Origin of the sequence: Cryobacterium sp. Y11 (assembly GCF_002929535.1) — a bacterium.
In the GTDB taxonomy this organism is placed as follows: Bacteria; Actinomycetota; Actinomycetes; order Actinomycetales; family Microbacteriaceae; genus Cryobacterium.
This window is the reverse complement of record NZ_PJJO01000060.1, coordinates 1-15,978: the sequence shown is the minus strand read 5'-3', so window position 1 is coordinate 15,978 and position 15,978 is coordinate 1. Positions and strand designations below refer to the sequence as shown.

Below are 15,978 nucleotides of genomic sequence, written 5' to 3'. Positions count from 1 at the left end.
CGAGCCAGCCTCTGTAGCTCAACGGAAGAGCAGTTCCGTCCTAAGGAAACGGTTGGGGGTTCGAATCCCTCCAGGGGCACGTAAAACAAAGGGGACCGGCCGGAAAAATTTGACTAAATTCCGACCGATCCCGGTTGATCTGGCACGAGCGCGTCGTTAGAGAGCGGGATCTCCGGGATCGGTACCAAGGAAGCGTGGCCACTGAGTTGACCGGCGATGTCGCAGACATATCGTGGCTTGACTTCGAACGTGATCGATCAAGTCGGCCCTATCTGAGTGGTCGGCGATGATCCGGTGCGGATTTCAAGAATCGTTTTGCGATCGACTTCTAGGCGCAGCGTGAAGTCCCCGCTGCGCGTCATGCCACATTGGTGATTCCTCGAGCATCTCTTGCCGGTGCCCCCATCAGGGTCACGCTGGCGATCAGTGCCTTCCCGTTCGCCGATTTACACAAATATCGGCCCCGTGCCCTGCACACGATCTCGTTGCCGGGCGTGCCTTTCCCTCAAGATGGCCCCACCCCACGCGCTACGTCACGGTGCCTGGGACTATGTCACTTTCGTTTGGAGCACAGCGTGTCACGATTCGATTCATCCGTTTAAAAACGAGTTCGTCCGAGCAGATCGGGGCTGGCAGTCGTCGCAGTGGTGGCGCTTCTTCTTGGAACAACGAGCGTATTCAACGCGGCAGCGTGACCGACGTCCGCTGCGGCTGCGGCTGCCAATTAAACTGGCTCCAGCATGAACGCTGATTCTGTCACCAGCCTGCCGGTCTCTTTCGAGGTTGAGAACGTCAATCGTTCACTGGTGGCCTGCGCTAGTGATGGGAAAACTTAAACCGTCCGCGGTCACACCGTCGGCCCCACACCGGAGGTACAGCGAGAAACGGTAAACGGCGCGACTTTTTATTTGCACGGCCTGAGCTTGGGGGAGTTTTTTTGGAACTTCGCCCAAGCACAAAATTACGACTTCGCCGCCAATCAGGCGAAGGCCGGTCAGGTATCGGTTGTCAGTGACCGACTCGGATGCGGCAGCAGTGATAAACCCGAGGAAAACAGCATTTGTGTGGGATCTCGCGCTGATATTGCCCACCAGATCGCTCAGGTCGCGGCGAACTCGTTTGGCGACATCGACGGATTGATTGTCATCGGCTATGCCGATCGTGTGCAATCGCAGCTTCGCAAAGATAATGCCGCCTATGCCGCACAGGTGTGCGCGAGCGGCGGCCTGCGTGTCATCGGCGGCGCCGGCCTAGCTGGATATGCGCCTTTCGGGCCACCAGAAGGAGCTGCGGCGGCCCTATTCGATAGCGTCGAGCCAGCCGTGCAGAGTGCTGCAGTGCAGTTACTGACCATTGATCCGTGTGGCGACACCGCGTCGTTCGCGGCGGCTGTGGCCGTCGACCTGGTGAATGTTCCATCGATCGACGTTCCTGTTCTGATTATCGCCGGAGGAAGCGACGCTTTGTTCCCTGTGCCGGCTGGTCCTGCTCAAGCGTCTCTTTCCACCGGCGCTGCGAGTGTCGATTAGGTTATGTTGCCCACCTTTGGGCATACGGTCACGCTTATGCGCCTTCGGCGCTCAAGCCCCTCAACGACTGGCTGCAAAAATTATTCCACAAATAACAACGTCGTCGAGGGGAGCCTGTCGGCCAATGGTGGCGTAGGCTCCCCCCTAAATCATCCACGGTAAATCCTGAGAAGAGAGTACGCACATGAGTCAAGAAGCGAATATTTCCGCACAGCAGAAGTTCGGTGACGCCGTGAACAGCGGAGAACTCGACCTTCTCGACGACCTCGTGGCCGAAGATGCAGTTGACAACGATCCTGCCCCTGGGCAAGGCCCGGGCCCCGCAGGCTACAAAGCGTTCTTCGGCGAGATGATTGCCGCTTTCCCCGACCTGCACATCGCAGTCGAGCGTCTCGTCGCAAATGACACTGACGTCGCATTCGCATATACCCTCACGGGCACCCACCAAGGCCCCCTCATGGGCCACTCCGCCACCGGGAAAACGATGTCTGTTCGCGGCATGCAAATTAGCCGGTTCGAAAACGGGAAACTTGTCGAGCGGTGGGGCAGCAGCGACCAACAGGGCATGCTCGAACAACTCGGCCTGGCACCGTAACCGGCGACAACTGGCGTTCCCAATCAGAAGGGGTCGGGCCGAAGGCGCTTATTCGAGCATGATTTACGACGCAAGACGGGCTTGATCGTGCAGGTGACACGCAGACAGGGCTGTACTGGTGTAGCCCTGACCCCGTTGTGTGGACACCTTACAAGAGAGAATGTTCACTATGTCGGTCGAGGAGCGCCGCGATCTTGGTCGCGATGTGGGCCTCGAGGTGCAGGAGCGTTCATTTCTCGAACGAGAGCTCACCGGGGTATTCCTGCTAAGGAAACGGATGGGGTTCGAATTCCTCCAGGGGCACCACCCGTGCCACTTCCGCGCGAGCGGGTGAATGGTTGCTTTGGCACTACGTGAGGCAACCATTTACCCGTCTCGCGGAAGTCTGTGAAGCTCTGCGCGGCGGCGCGTGTTCACCTTCGTGTCGCCCGGGAGTTCTAGACTGGTTATTTCGCGGCGTACATGGTCACGACCTGATCGAGGAGTCGTGTGAGCGAGCACCAGCACAGTCCATCCGGAAAAAGCAGGCACGAACAAGGTGTGCTGGCGGCGGGCCACCGGGCCAAGCCGGCCCGGACCCTCGCCGACATTCTTGCGGAAACGGCGGCGCAGCATCCGGATGCTGTGGCACTGGAGGATGCGGCCGGCGCGATCAGTTACCACGGCCTCCTGGAGCGGGTGCACGCCCAAGCGAACGCCCTGAGCGGGGCCGGCGTGCGACGCGGCGACAACGTGGGAATTCGCATTCCATCTGGCACCCGCGACCTGTACGTGTCGATTCTGGCCACCCTGCTGGTGGGTGCCGCCTACGTACCGGTCGATGCAGACGACCCGGAGGAGCGTGCCCGGCTGGTTTTCACCGAGGCCCACGTGGTCGGGGTCATCGGCGAGAACAGCGTGTTTGCGCCGCGCGACGGGCTTGACGTGCAAACACTGCAGGCTCGACCCGTGCCCTCGCACGAGGACCCGGCCCTGGTCTTTCCGCCCAATAGTATCGCCACCCCCGACGACGACGCCTGGATCATCTTCACCTCCGGCTCGACCGGCGTGCCCAAGGGCGTCGCCGTGACGCACCGCTCGGCTGCGGCATTCGTCGACGCCGAGGCCGTACTGTTTCTGCAGGGCGACCCGATCGGAACCAGTGACCGGGTGCTCGCTGGCCTCTCCGTAGCTTTCGACGCGAGCTGCGAAGAGATGTGGCTGGCCTGGCGCAATGGCGCCTGCCTGGTGCCGGCCCCGCGCGCTCTCGTGCGCAGCGGCGCCGACCTCGGCCCGTGGCTGATCACCCACGGCATCACCATCGTCTCGACCGTGCCGACCCTCGCAGCGCTCTGGCCGGAGGAATCGCTCGAAGCCGTGCGCCTGCTTATCTTCGGCGGTGAGGCCTGCCCGCCCGAACTGGTCGCCCGCATCGCCACGCCCAGCCGCGAAGTGTGGAACACCTACGGCCCGACCGAAGCGACCGTCGTTGCCTGCGGCGCGCTCGTCGACGGCATCGGCGAAATGCGCATCGGCCTGCCCCTCGACGGCTGGGACCTCGCCGTCGTCGACTCCGCCGGCCGACGCGTCGCTGAGGGGGAAACCGGCGAGCTCATCATTGGCGGCGTCGGCCTGGCCCGCTACCTCGATGCCGCCAAAGACGCCGAGAAATACGCCCCACACCCGCAACTTGGCTGGCACCGCGCCTACCGCAGCGGCGACCTCGTGCGCTTCGAAACGGCCGGCCTGGTGTTTGCCGGCCGCGCCGACGACCAGGTAAAACTTGGCGGCCGTCGCATCGAGCTCGGTGAAGTGGATGCCGCCCTAGCCGCTCTTGAGACAGTGGCCGCCGGTGCCGCCGTGGTGCAGACCACCCCGGCCGGCAACCACGTTCTCGTCGGCTACATCGCCCTGACCAACCCGACCGCGCCGTTTGACCGGAACGCCGCGATTAAAAGACTGCGTGAGGAACTACCAGCCGCGCTCGTGCCACTGCTCGCCGTTGTCGACGCGCTGCCGACTCGCACCTCTGGCAAGGTCGACCGGGCAGCGCTACCGTGGCCACTTGCCCTGTCGAGCGACGAGGCCGGGACGCTGTCACCGACGGCCGCGTGGCTGGCCGAGGCGTGGGCATCCATTTTAGGGGTGCCGGTGACGGGGCCCGATGATGATTTCTTCGCCCACGGCGGTGGATCGCTCTCGGCTGCGCAATTCGTATCGGCCGTGCGCATGCGCCACCCGGAGACCACTATTGCAGACCTCTACGACCACCCGCGCATCGGCGCGCTCGCCGCGGAGCTCGACGCCCGCACCCCGACGACCCCGCCCGTGGTGCGTCAGGTGCTGCCCACTCCCGCGCGCAGCCAACTCGCCCAAACTCTGCTCGGTATTCCGCTGCACGTGCTCGGCGGCGCCCGCTGGCTGGTCTACCTCGCCATCGCCAACAACCTGCTGAGCCTGGCCGGGGCGTCGTTCGCCCCGACGCTGTCGTGGTGGTGGGTCGCGTTTGGTTTTGTATTGTTCGTCACCCCGCCTGGAAAAATGCTCATCGCCGTTGGCCTGGCCCGCCTGCTGCTGCGCAACGTTTCGCCCGGCAATTACCCGCGCGGCGGGTCGGTGCACCTGCGACTGTGGCTGGCGGAACAGGCCGCCCTGCTGGTCGATGCCACGAGTCTGGCCGGAGCACCCTGGATCAGCTACTATGCCAGGGCCCTCGGCGCCCAGATCGGTCCAGACGTCGACCTGCACTCGCTACCGCCGGTGACCGGGCTGCTGTCGATCGGCGCGCAGGCGTCGATTGAGCCCGAGGTTGACCTGGCCGGGCATTGGATCGACGGTGACATGCTGCGCATCGGGCATATCCACGTTGGCGCCGACGCGACCATTGGTTCCCGCAGCACGCTGCTCGGCGGTGCCCACGTTGGCAACGGCGCCGAGATTGAACCCGGCGCCGCCGTTTCGGGACGAGTGCCGGCGGGGGAGCGTTGGGCTGGTTCCCCGGCCCATCGCGCAGGGTCGGCCCGGCGCCCGTGGCCAGCCGAACGCCCGCCGAAAGCCAGCCGCTGGCTCGGCGCGTTCGCGGCTGGTTCCGTCGCGATGACCGCCATCCCCACGATCGCCCTCGCGCTCGGCGCCCTGATTGTCGGCGGAGCCGTCGGTCACGCCGACAGCCTCGGGATGGCCGTGCTGCGGGCCGCGCTGATCATGCCGGTCGCCGTTATCGCCGGTGGCCTCAGCTACGCGCTGCTTGTGATCGCCTTCGTGCGCGCGCTCGGCATCGGCCTGCGGGAGGGCTACTATCCGGTTCGCAGCCGCATCGGCTGGCAGGTCTGGATGACCGAACGCATCCTCGACGGCGCGCGCAACGTGCTGTTCCCGATCTACGCGAGCCTGCTCACACCGACCTGGTTGCGGCTGCTCGGCGCCAAGGTGGGCGCCGACGTCGAGGCGTCGACGGTGCTGCTGCTGCCCTCGCTGACGACCATCGCTCCCGCAGCGTTTCTCGCCGACGACACCATGGTCGCCTGCTACGAACTCGGCGGCGGCTGGATGCACATCGGCCCGGCCAAGATCGGCCGCAAGGCATTTCTCGGCAACAGCGGCATGGCAGGCCCCGGCCGCACCGTGCCGCGGAACGGGCTTGTCGCTGTGCTCTCGTCGATTCCACGCAAGGCCAAGCGCGGATCGAGCTGGCTGGGCAACCCGCCGACTCGGCTGCGCCGCAAGCAAACGGATGCCGACGACTCGCGAACGTTCCACCCTCCCGTTCGCCTGAAAATAGCCAGGTCGCTGTGGGAACTGCTGCGCATCGTGGCCGGCTTCACGGCGGCGTGGATCGCCCTGCTCGTACTCGCCCTGCTCGAACTGGTCTGGCTCGAGCTGGGCCTCGGCACTGCAATCGCCCTGTCTGGCGTGGTCATGCTGGTGGCCGGGGCAGTGGCCGCCGGGGTCACGACGGTGGTCAAGTGGACGCTGGTCGGGCGCATTCGGGCGTCGGAGCATCCGCTTTGGTCGTCGTTCATTTGGCGCAACGAGGTCTCGGACAGTTTCGTGGAGATGGTCGCCCGCCCGTGGTTCGCCGAGAAGGCATCGGGCACTCCGGCGCTCGCCGTGTGGTTGCGTACCCTCGGTGCAACGGTGGGACGCGGCGTCTGGTGCGAAACGTACTGGCTACCGGAAGCGGATCTCGTGCGGCTCGGCGCCGGAAGCACCGTCAATCGTGGCAGCGTCGTGCAGACCCACCTGTTTCACGACCGCATCATGCAACTCGACTCGGTCGTGCTCGCCGAAGGGGCGACGCTCGGACCGAACGGCGTCATCTTGCCGGCGGCCGCGATTGACGCGGGTGCCACGGTTGGCCCCGGCTCGCTCGTGATGCGGGGCGAGCGGGTACCGACCGGTTCGCTCTGGTCCGGCAACCCGATCGCGCCGTGGCGCCAGGCGCCGTGGAATAGTTAAGCGATGGGACAGACTCTGCAGACCACGTTTGGTGCGGCTAGCGCCGGTGACCCGTACATTCCCACCGGAGGCAATGGTGGCTACACTGCCGAGCACTACGACCTCACGCTCGACTATCGGGTGGCCACTAATCGGCTGAACGCGACGGCCATGATCACCGCACGTGCACTCATGCGGCTCGACCGCTTCAGCCTCGACTTTGCAGGGTTGAGTCTGGAAAAGGTCACCGTGAACGGTGTGCGTGCCGTGAAGGCCGCCCACAGTGCCCGCAAGCTCGTGATCACTCTCGCCACTCCGGTGGAAGCCGGGGCAGTGTTCGAGATCGTGGTGCGTTATCGCGGGGCGCCGCATCCGGTGCGCAGCCATTGGGGCGATGTTGGCTGGGAAGAACTCGACGACGGCGTGCTCGTCTCTGGCCAGCCCTGCGGGGCCGCATCCTGGTTTCCGTGCAACGACCACCCGAGCGACAAGGCCACCTTTCGCATTACCGTGGGTTGCGAATCCGGCTATACCGTGGTGTCCAACGGTGTGTTGTCGGCTCAATCCAGCCGTTCCGGACGCACCAGCTGGACCTACGATGTGCGAGAGCCGATGGCGACCTACCTCGCGACCGTGCTGATTGGCCGCTACCGACGCCGCGACCTCGCCGCCCGGCCAGTCGCTCACAGCCTGTATTTTCCGGCGCACCTCGCCGCGCGAGTTGGTACCGATTTTGCCCGACTAACCGAGATGATCGCCTTCTTCGCCGATCGGTTCGGACCCTACCCGTTCGAGTCGTATTCGGTTGTTGTGACCGACGATGAGTTGGAGATTCCGCTCGAGGCGCACGGCCTGGCGGTGTTTGGCAGCAACCACGTTGATGGCCAGCACGGTAGCGACCGACTGATCGCCCACGAGCTGGCACACCAGTGGTACGGCAACAGCCTGACCGTGGCCCGCTGGCAGGATATCTGGCTGCAGGAGGGCTTCGCCTGCTACGCCGAATGGCTGTGGGAGGAGCAACGCGGCGGACGCACCGCCGACGTGTTGGCGACGCTGCATCGCGGCAAGGTTGCGGCTTTGCCGCGCGACATCATCGTCGGCGACCCTGGCCCGCACGCCATGTTCGACGACCGCGTCTACAAACGCGGGGCCCTCGCGCTGCATGCCATTCGCCGCTCCATCGGCGACGAGGCGTTCTTCTCGGCCCTGCGCGCCTACACCGCGGCGCGGCGGCACGGCCACGTCACTACCTCTGACTTTGTGGAGTTCTTCTCCGAGCACACCGGCAGCCGCGTCATCGGCAGTTTCGTGGTCCGCTGGGTGCAGGAGAGTGCCCTGCCGAGCCTCTAGGGGCGCTGCTGCGCCACGCGCTGCGTACGCGCGGGTTGCGCCAGTGAGCGGGAGTTCTAGCCGGGCCCGAACTCCCGCGTAACTCATCGCGCGGGTGCTGCGCCAGTGCGCGCGAGTTGGGCCTCCCGCGTAGTGGCGCAACGCCCGCGCAGCGTGAAACGGATGCCCGCCGTGCCCGGCTGCGTCGTTCCGGGCGGGCCGTGCGACGCCATGCTGGCTGGCCGCTTTGGTCAGCCAGCGGCGGGCATCCGTCCCCCCCGCTACCGACACGGTGAGCGGCGGACTTCCAGCCGCGGCGTGGCGCACCGCGCTGTTCTCCTCCACAGGTAGGAGTGAGTCCAAGTTGTGCACCAAAAGGGCGTGCCCGGCCCCGCAGCAGGCGTCGTCCGGGCACTCTGGCTCTATGTCCCAGCCCAGTCTCGACCCCAGCTCCAGCCTCATCTCGCGCACGAGCACCGGTGGCGAACCCGGTGACGGCCTCATTCTGGCGTCCGATCTCGCCAGCGCCTTCGGCGCCGATTTTCGCTTGCGGCGGGATATTGCTCGGGGCCTACTGGAGCGGGTGAGCCGAGGCCTGTATTACCCCAGTGTGCGTTGGAACCAGTTGCGCGAGGATCAGCGCTACCTGATTCGGGTGCGCGGTGCCGCCCTCGCCCGCCGCGGTCAGGCGGTGCTCTGTCACCATTCGGCCGCCGTGATCTGGGGGTTGCCGATGCTCATCGGCTGGCCGAGCGACGTGCACCTACTCACCGAAAGAGCCACGGGCGGACGCTCGGATCCGGGTATCCGCCGCCATGCCCTCGGCGTGGATGCCCGCGACATCACGACCATCGACGGGCTACTCGTGACGACCATCGAGCGTACGGTGGTCGATCTGGCCGCGACCCTCGATCTGAAATCCGCCGTGGCATTGGTAGACCGCGCGCTCTATCAGGATCGGTTCGGCCGCACCCGTACTCTGACCACCAAGGATGCACTTCTGGCGACCCTCGAGCGGATGCTGCCCTTCCGCGGTTCGCGCCGCGCCCGCGCAATCATCCAGTTCGCGACACACCTCTCCGGGTCGCCGGCGGAGTCGGCTAGTCGCGTGAATATAGCTCTGAGCGGATTTCCCGAGCCGGAGTTGCAGCATCCGTTCACCGTCGACGGAAAGGAGTGCGAGACCGACTTCTACTGGCTCCAGATCGACGGCGTCGGTGAGTGTGACGGGCGGGATAAATATTTCAACCCGGAATTTCTGGCCGGGCGCTCTCCCGAGCAGGTGCAGTACGACGAGAAGCTGCGAGAAGATGGCATTCGGCGCCAGGTTCATGCATTCACGCGATGGCCGGCCTCGGTCGGGATGAGCCAGTATCCGTTGCGCCGACGGCTGCTCGAGCTCGGATTGAAGCCGGGCCCACAGCGCGTCCTGCGCGGCCTCGAACGCCCGAAATCGTAGCAGCGTGCCCGCACAGCTTACATAGCTCGGTGGCCCGCTCGGCCGACCACGGCCCTTCTGCCCCAATAGCACCAGCTGATAGTCATGAACGAACTCGCGGATCTCCGCCGTCGTGAGCCCTGAACTAATGAACATTTCCCTGCGTCCTACTAATTATGAACTGACTCACAACTAGCTTGACGCAGGGGGCTCGCGAAACGCGGGACTTGTGCCAGTACGCGGGACCTGCGCCAATGCGCGGGAGTTCGACGCGGCCCACTGGGCGTTGCTGAGATGCCCTGCGCGGGAGGTGCGCCGGTGCGCGGGAGTTCCGGGCTGGTCGACACTCGTGCGCCACGCGTTTCGCGGGACCCGCGCAGCGTGAAACGGATGCCGGCGAGAAGCCAAACTCAGGCATCCGTCGCAAAATGGCCCGCGCCACCCGCTCCGCGCCGCGCCACCCGCTCTGCGCCGCCCGCTCTGCGCCGCCCGCTCCGCGCCACTTCGTGACACCGCCCCGGACCCGCCCCGATCCGCGACACCGCCCCGCACCCGCAGCTCCGCGCTTTACGCCCGTGGTAGCAGCTCGATCCGCGGGGCTGTCGGCCCGAGAACGGCCACCGTTCCGACCAGGCCCGGGGCAGCGTCGAAGCTAGCCAAGTGCACCTGGCTGACATCGATGGAAGCGCTCGGCCAGGTCAGCACAACGGATGCCCCGCCCTCGTCCCACCCGACACTCAGCTCCCGCGGGTCCACCGTCAGCCCCTCGCCCGAAAGCTTGAGCACCGCCTCCTTGCTGGTCCAGAGCATGGCGCGGACACGGTCGCGCTCGCCCACATGCACCGCCTGAAGCGCTGAGCGCTCGACCGCATTGAAGGCGACGTCGTCGAACCCGGCGCGCCCGACCGCGCTGACACTCTCGATGTCGACACCGATCGGCCCGAAGAGTGAGACGGCGACAGCGACGGTATCGCCGGCACGGCTCAAACTCACGAACGCACCTGGCGGCATTAGCACGCGGGGGCGTCCGTGAGAAGAACCGCCGCAGCGCGTACAGCGCTGCTCGATAATAACCGGGGCCGGGCAGACCCGGGCGAGCGCGGCGGTGAGCAGTGCGCGGTCGGTCTGGGGGAGCGGCGCGCGCGGGGCCAGAAAGAGGTAAACATCCGTTTGCGGCACTCTGCAACCGTACCCGGGTGACACACTGGTAGATCGAACAAGGAGATGCCATGGCGCTGGTGGACAACGCAATCTACGTGGACGGCCACCGCGTCGCGACGCCGCCGAGCCTGGACGAGACCTTCGAGGTGCTGAAGCAGAACAACGGCTTCGCCTGGATCGGACTGTACCGGCCCAGCGAAGAAGAAGTTCGCGCCGTCGCCACCGAGTTCAGCCTGCATCATCTTGCCGTTGAGGACGCTCTCAAGGGACACCAACGGGCAAAGATTGAACGGTACGGCGATATTTTGTTCATCGTGCTGCGCCCCGCCCGCTACGTGGACGACGAGGAGCGGGTCGAATTCGGTGAGCTGCACGTCTTCGTCGGGCCGGACTTTGTCGTCACCATTCGGCACGCCGAGTCTCCCGACCTGGCGCAGGTGCGCGAGCGCATGGAAAGTACCCCGCACCTGCTGGGCCTCGGCCCGGAGGCCGTGTTGTACGCCATTCTCGACCAGGTCGTCGATGAGTATTCCCCGGTCGTTGCCGGGTTGGAGAACGATATCGATGAGATTGAGGACCAGCTCTTTGACGGTGATCCAGAGGTCAGTCGGCGCATCTACGCCCTGTCGCGGGAAGTGATTGAGTTTCAGCGGGCCACCCAGCCGCTCGTTGGCATGTTCGAGGCCATGCAACGAGGCTTTGACAAATACAACATCGACTTGGAACTGCATCGGCACCTGCGCGACGTGCTCGATCACACCCTGCGCATCGTCGAACGTGGCGATGCGTTTCGGCAACTGCTGCAAAACGCGCTCACCGTGCACAGCACCCTCGTGGGACAGGCCCAGAACGACGAGATGCGCCACCTGTCGGAGACCAGCCTGGCACAGAGTGAGGAGGTCAAGAAAATCTCCAGCTGGGCGGCGATTCTGTTCGCGCCGACCCTGGTGGGAACCATCTACGGTATGAACTTCGACCACATGCCGGAGTTGCACTGGACCCTCGGCTATCCCTTCGCCCTCGCACTCATGGTTGGCATGGGGTTCACGCTGTATGCCGTGTTCAAACGCCGCAACTGGCTGTAAACCCGGCCAAAACACGCGAAACCCCGGGCGCCTCAGGCAAAAACAATGGTTTCGCAATTAGGGTATTCCTGTGTGGCACCTCGATAGAAAACAAGACGACGACGACGTGCTTTCCAAGTACCTGGGCGTCGTCCCCGTCGACCCTCAAAACGTAACCAGTCCGCACAACCTCAGCCTCGGCGATCCGGCCTTCGTCGCTGGCAATATCGCCGAGCCGGTCTGGCAGCGCTGGCGCGACGAACTCGCCGCACTCGGCGGTCGCTCGCCGTTGCTGCACTTCACCGACGAAGCTCGCACCCGGATCGAGCTCAGTGCCACGCATCCCGGCGGTCTCCCGCAGTTCATCATCGGTAAGACCACCCTGCTGTCCAACCTCATTCGCGACGAACTAGCGCTCCGTAACGCCCGCCTGGCCGCGAACGAGATCACCCAGAAGGGCATCGAGCTGCGCTCCATGCGCGGCATCGAGTCGGTCAACCTCGCCATCGGCCTGGCCGAGTGGCGCTTTCAAGACGTCGATTACAGCGCCCCGGTGCTGCTACGCCCCCTCGCCATTCGTCGCTATGGCCGCGACTACGAGCTCAAACTCAAGGGAGCGCCCTTTCTCAACCCCGAACTGGCCCGCGCCCTAAATGACCAGTTTCAGATCGTGCTCGACGCCGACGCGTTTGTGGCGCTCGCCGTTACCAACGGTGCATTCAAGCCACAACCGGTCATTGACCGCCTGCGCGGATTAACCTCGCACCTGCCCTGGTTCAACGTCGTACCCCGCCTCGTGGTCTCGTCGTTCGCCGATGTTGGCCGGGCGCTGGCAGCGGATGCATCCAAGCTCGATCATCCGCTGCTCGACGCCGTGGCCGGCAACCTGACGGCCAAGCGCAACATTGAAACCGCATACAACCCCGTTGTTCCGATCGGTCAGGATGCCCGGCCACCGGCCACCGATACCCTGCTGGGCGACGCAGACCCGGAGCAGGAGAACGTCGTCGCGCAGATCGCGGCCGGCAACTCCATCGTCGTAAAGACCCTGCCGGGCACCGGCGGTACCCAGACCATCGTGAACACCATCGGCTCGCTCGTTGCCCAGCACAAGCGCGTGCTGGTTGTCAGCGCCCGGCGCTCCAGCCTTGACGGCATCGCCGGCCGCCTGGTGCAGGTGGGCCTGCCCGGAATCGCCGTGACCCCGCGCACCCTGCGCCGCGACCTGATCCAGTCGATCACCCGCAACGAGAAGGCCGCTCAGCCGCGGGTCGGCGACGTCGATGATGCCCTGGTGCGCCTGCGCAAGGTGCTGCTCGACTACCGGTCGGCGCTCACCCGCCGCGACTCGGCCCTCGGCGTCTCCGTACTCGACGCGCTCGGCGAACTCGCCCGACTCGCCCAGCTGCCCGAGCCGCCCTCGACAACCGCGCGCCTCGACCGGCACGCCCTCGAACTGCTCGCGCACTCTCGCGGGGCCGCGGCGACCACCCTGATCAAGGCCGCCGTGCTGGGCGAATTTCGCTACGGCCCCGGCGACTCGCCCTGGTACGGCGCCTCGTTCACCTCCACAGCGGATGCCTCCGCCTCGCACCAGCTCGCCAAACGCATCAACCAGATCGAACTGCCCCGGCTACTGGAACGCGCCAACGGCCTGATCGGCCAGACGCGACTGCGCCCCTTCGAAACGATCAACGAGCTCGGCATCTACCTGCGCCTGCTGCTCGATATTCGCGAAACCCTCGACAAGTTTCAGCCGGGTGTCTACGACCGGTCGCTGACCGAGCTGATTGCGGCTACGTCGTCGCGCCGAGAATCCTCCGAAATGAGCTCGGCCAGCCGGCGCCGGTTGCGCAAGCTCGCTGAGGAATATCAGCGACCCGGCGTGCGGGTCAGCGACATGAACGAGAGCCTGCGCCGAATTCAAAACCAGCGCACCCTTTGGCAACGCTACGCGGCAGCCGGCGTCACCCCCGAGGTGCCCGTTGGCATCAACGATGTGCACGTCGCTTTTCAGCGGGTCTCGGAGGACCTCGGCCTGCTCGACGTGCCGCTGAACACAGTGGGCACGCCGCGCGTGCTCGCCGGGCGCCAAATCGGCGAGCTCGTGTCGATGATTTCCGGGCTCGCCGCCGAGAGTGAGGTGCTCGCCAATCTGCACGAGCGCACCGCCCTGCTGGCGACGCTGCGCGAGCACAACCTCGACCCGCTGATGACCGACCTCTCGCAGCGCCACGTCTCAGAAGAGAACGTGGCGGTCGAGCTCGAACTGGCCTGGTGGCAATCCGTGCTCGAGATTATGCTCGCGAGCGACCGGGCCCTGCTCAACGCGAACACGCCGGTACTGGACCGCCTCGAGGCCGATTTCAAACTCGTCGACGAGGCGCACGCATCCACTACCGGCAAGCTGCTGGCCTGGCTGCTCGCCGAAACCTGGAAGATCGGTGTCGTCGACTTTCCCGAGGAAGCCGACCAGCTGCGCCGCCTGCTGCGCGCCGACCGGGCCACCCCGGCCCGGCTGAACGAGGTGGCCCCGCACCTCGGCCGGGTGCTCGCGCCGGTCTGGCTCGCCTCGCCGTATGAGATTGCCGGCATCAGCGACCAGATCACCTTTGACACCGTGCTGCTCGTCGATGCTGGCGCGACGACCCTCGCCGAAAACGTCGGCGCGATTCGACGCGGACGCCAGATTGTGGCGTTCGGCGACCCGGTCACCCAGACGCCGTCGTCGTTCGAGACCGGAATCGCCGCCTCCGGTGAGGTATCGGCCGCCCCTGACGTGTCCGTCGATGCCCTGCACGCCGACTCGGCGCTGGGCCGGCTCGGCGAGCTGCTGCCGACGCTCACGCTCACCCGCAGCTACCGGGCCGGCGGTGAAGACCTCGCCGAGCTAGTCAACCACCGGTTCTACGGCGGCCGCATCGACTCGCTGCCCTGGGCCGGGAGTTTTCTCGGCCACGGCAGCCTAACTATTAACTATGTGGCCGGTGGCCGCGGCATGCCAGACGCCGACAGCGGCGCCATCGAAAGCGTTGACGCTGAGGTGATCAAGGTCGTCGATCTCGTACTCGACCATGCATCCAAGCGCCCCCGCGAATCGCTCATGGTGATCACCGCAAGCACGCGGCACGCCGTGCGCGTGCAGCAGGCCGTGCTCGCCGCGTTCGCCAAGCGCACAGACCTCTCCGATTTCATTCTGAAAGACCGCAGCGAACCGTTCACCGTGCTCACCCTCGAGCAGGCCGTGGCGCAGAGCCGCGACCGAGTGATTTTTTCGATCGGCTACGGCCGTACCCCGCACGGGCGGATGCTGTCCAACTTCGGTTCGCTCGGCGAGCCCGGCGGCGAACGGCTGCTCGCGATCGGCATGACCCGCGCCCGCCGCGCGCTCGACATCGTCTCCTGCTTTCGACCAGCCGATATCGACGAGGACCGCCAGCGTCACGGCATCCTTGCGCTGTCGCAGGTGCTGAGCGAGACCGAGGCGCGTCGCGACGAGGTGCAGGTTCCCGACGCGAGTGAGGCCATGCTCGTCGACCTCGGCGGCCGCCTCGAAAAACTCGGCCTTACCGTGCGTCTCGGCCATCGCGGCAAACTTGCCCTCGCCGCGTCCTACGGCACCCGCGCGATCGTTGTCGAAACGGATGCCGTCGTGGGCCGCGCAAGCCTGCGCGAGTCGCTGCGCCTCCGCCCCGAAGTGCTGCGGCGCCTCGGCTGGCACTACCTGCGCGTGCACAGCTTCGAACTATTCAGCAACCCAGACGCCGTCGCCGCGCGCGTTGCCGCGATTGCCGGTGTTCCTCAAGCGGATGCCCGGCCCTTTTCGACCGGTGACGCTCCCACCATCGCGCCAAAGCGGCCGGGCGCGTGAGCACTCGTGATGAGGTGCCACGTCTAGGCACCGAGCGTCAACCGATCGTGAAGGCCGCGGGCAAGGTCCGGCGCGCCCAACTGCTGCCGGCACCGGACACCGACCCGAACCCGCACCCGCCGGTACTGCGGGAAGAGGGCGGCGTCGCGCACACCGGCAGCGCGCCGAGCGCGAACGAGGCACAGTTGCGGCAGGATCGTCCGCCGCACTGGTAGCCCGACACTAAGGCTCGTAAGTAAATAACCTCGGCGAATGCCGTTTTGGGTGTCATGGTTGTGCGACGTCGGTTGTCGTGGAGGTCGAAGAGTCGTTGGCGGCGAAGTGGGCCGCGTTGTTCCCGCATCTTGATGAGCGTCAGCGACGGTTGCTGATGGGGCTGAGGCTCGGGTGCTGGGTCATGGCGGGGTTGCGGGGTGGCCCGGGTACCGCCAAGTGGAACGAGATTGAACACTGGCTGTTCAGTCAGATCTCGATGAACTGGCGTGGCCAGCCGCTGACCAGCCACGAAGTCATCGTCAACCTCATCGCCGGTACCACCACCCGCACCGGTTTGACCGTCACCGCCGGATTTG

Annotated in this window: 9 protein-coding genes, 1 tRNA gene and 1 pseudogene; 10 read left to right on the top strand and 1 reads right to left on the bottom strand. The window is 65.7% G+C overall.

The window, feature by feature from the left end:
- Positions 1-7 precede the first annotated feature (7 nt).
- The 6 genes from CXY75_RS14890 to CXY75_RS14860 all read left to right on the top strand — a co-directional run bounded on the left by CXY75_RS14890 (position 8) and on the right by CXY75_RS14860 (position 9,331).
- A tRNA-Arg gene (locus CXY75_RS14890) sits at positions 8-79 on the top strand.
- Positions 80-908: 829 nt separating this feature from the next.
- Positions 909-1,529 (top strand): alpha/beta fold hydrolase, encoded by a 621-nt coding sequence (locus CXY75_RS14885; RefSeq protein WP_104083612.1) that lies wholly within the window; start codon positions 909-911, stop codon positions 1,527-1,529.
- Positions 1,530-1,713: 184 nt separating this feature from the next.
- Positions 1,714-2,124, top strand: coding sequence for an ester cyclase (locus CXY75_RS14880; protein ID WP_104083611.1), 411 nt, complete (start codon positions 1,714-1,716; stop codon positions 2,122-2,124).
- 489 nt (positions 2,125-2,613) lie between these two features.
- Positions 2,614-6,561 (top strand): Pls/PosA family non-ribosomal peptide synthetase, encoded by a 3,948-nt coding sequence (locus CXY75_RS14870; RefSeq protein WP_104083609.1) that lies wholly within the window; start codon positions 2,614-2,616, stop codon positions 6,559-6,561.
- 3 nt (positions 6,562-6,564) lie between these two features.
- Positions 6,565-7,893: a M1 family metallopeptidase gene (locus CXY75_RS14865; RefSeq protein WP_104083608.1), complete on the top strand. Its 1,329-nt coding sequence runs from the start codon at positions 6,565-6,567 to the stop codon at positions 7,891-7,893.
- A gap of 403 nt (positions 7,894-8,296) precedes the next feature.
- Positions 8,297-9,331, top strand: coding sequence for a hypothetical protein (locus tag CXY75_RS14860; protein ID WP_104083607.1), 1,035 nt, complete (start codon positions 8,297-8,299; stop codon positions 9,329-9,331).
- Between the two features lie 546 nt (positions 9,332-9,877).
- Here the strand turns inward: CXY75_RS14860 and CXY75_RS14855 are convergent.
- Positions 9,878-10,303, bottom strand: coding sequence for a 4'-phosphopantetheinyl transferase superfamily protein (locus CXY75_RS14855; RefSeq protein WP_158251218.1), 426 nt, complete (start codon positions 10,301-10,303; stop codon positions 9,878-9,880).
- Between the two features lie 236 nt (positions 10,304-10,539).
- Here CXY75_RS14855 and CXY75_RS14850 point away from each other — a divergent pair, with 236 nt between their 5' ends.
- From CXY75_RS14850 to CXY75_RS14835, 4 genes and pseudogenes are all read left to right on the top strand, one after another.
- Positions 10,540-11,556 carry a magnesium and cobalt transport protein CorA gene (locus CXY75_RS14850; protein ID WP_104083605.1) on the top strand — a complete coding sequence of 339 codons (1,017 nt, stop codon included), beginning with the start codon at positions 10,540-10,542 and terminating at the stop codon, positions 11,554-11,556.
- A 70-nt stretch (positions 11,557-11,626) separates the two neighbouring features.
- A complete protein-coding gene (locus CXY75_RS14845) occupies positions 11,627-15,406 on the top strand; it encodes an AAA family ATPase (RefSeq protein ID WP_233201937.1) in 3,780 nt (1,259 codons plus the stop codon).
- The gene (locus CXY75_RS14840) at positions 15,403-15,621 is read left to right on the top strand and encodes a hypothetical protein (RefSeq protein WP_104083604.1); all 219 of its coding nucleotides are present in this window, start codon (positions 15,403-15,405) and stop codon (positions 15,619-15,621) included. The genes CXY75_RS14845 and CXY75_RS14840 overlap by 4 nt, the downstream gene beginning before the upstream one ends.
- Positions 15,622-15,824: 203 nt before the next feature.
- Positions 15,825-15,978 (top strand): annotated as a pseudogene (locus CXY75_RS14835) (ISAzo13 family transposase); the annotation flags it as partial.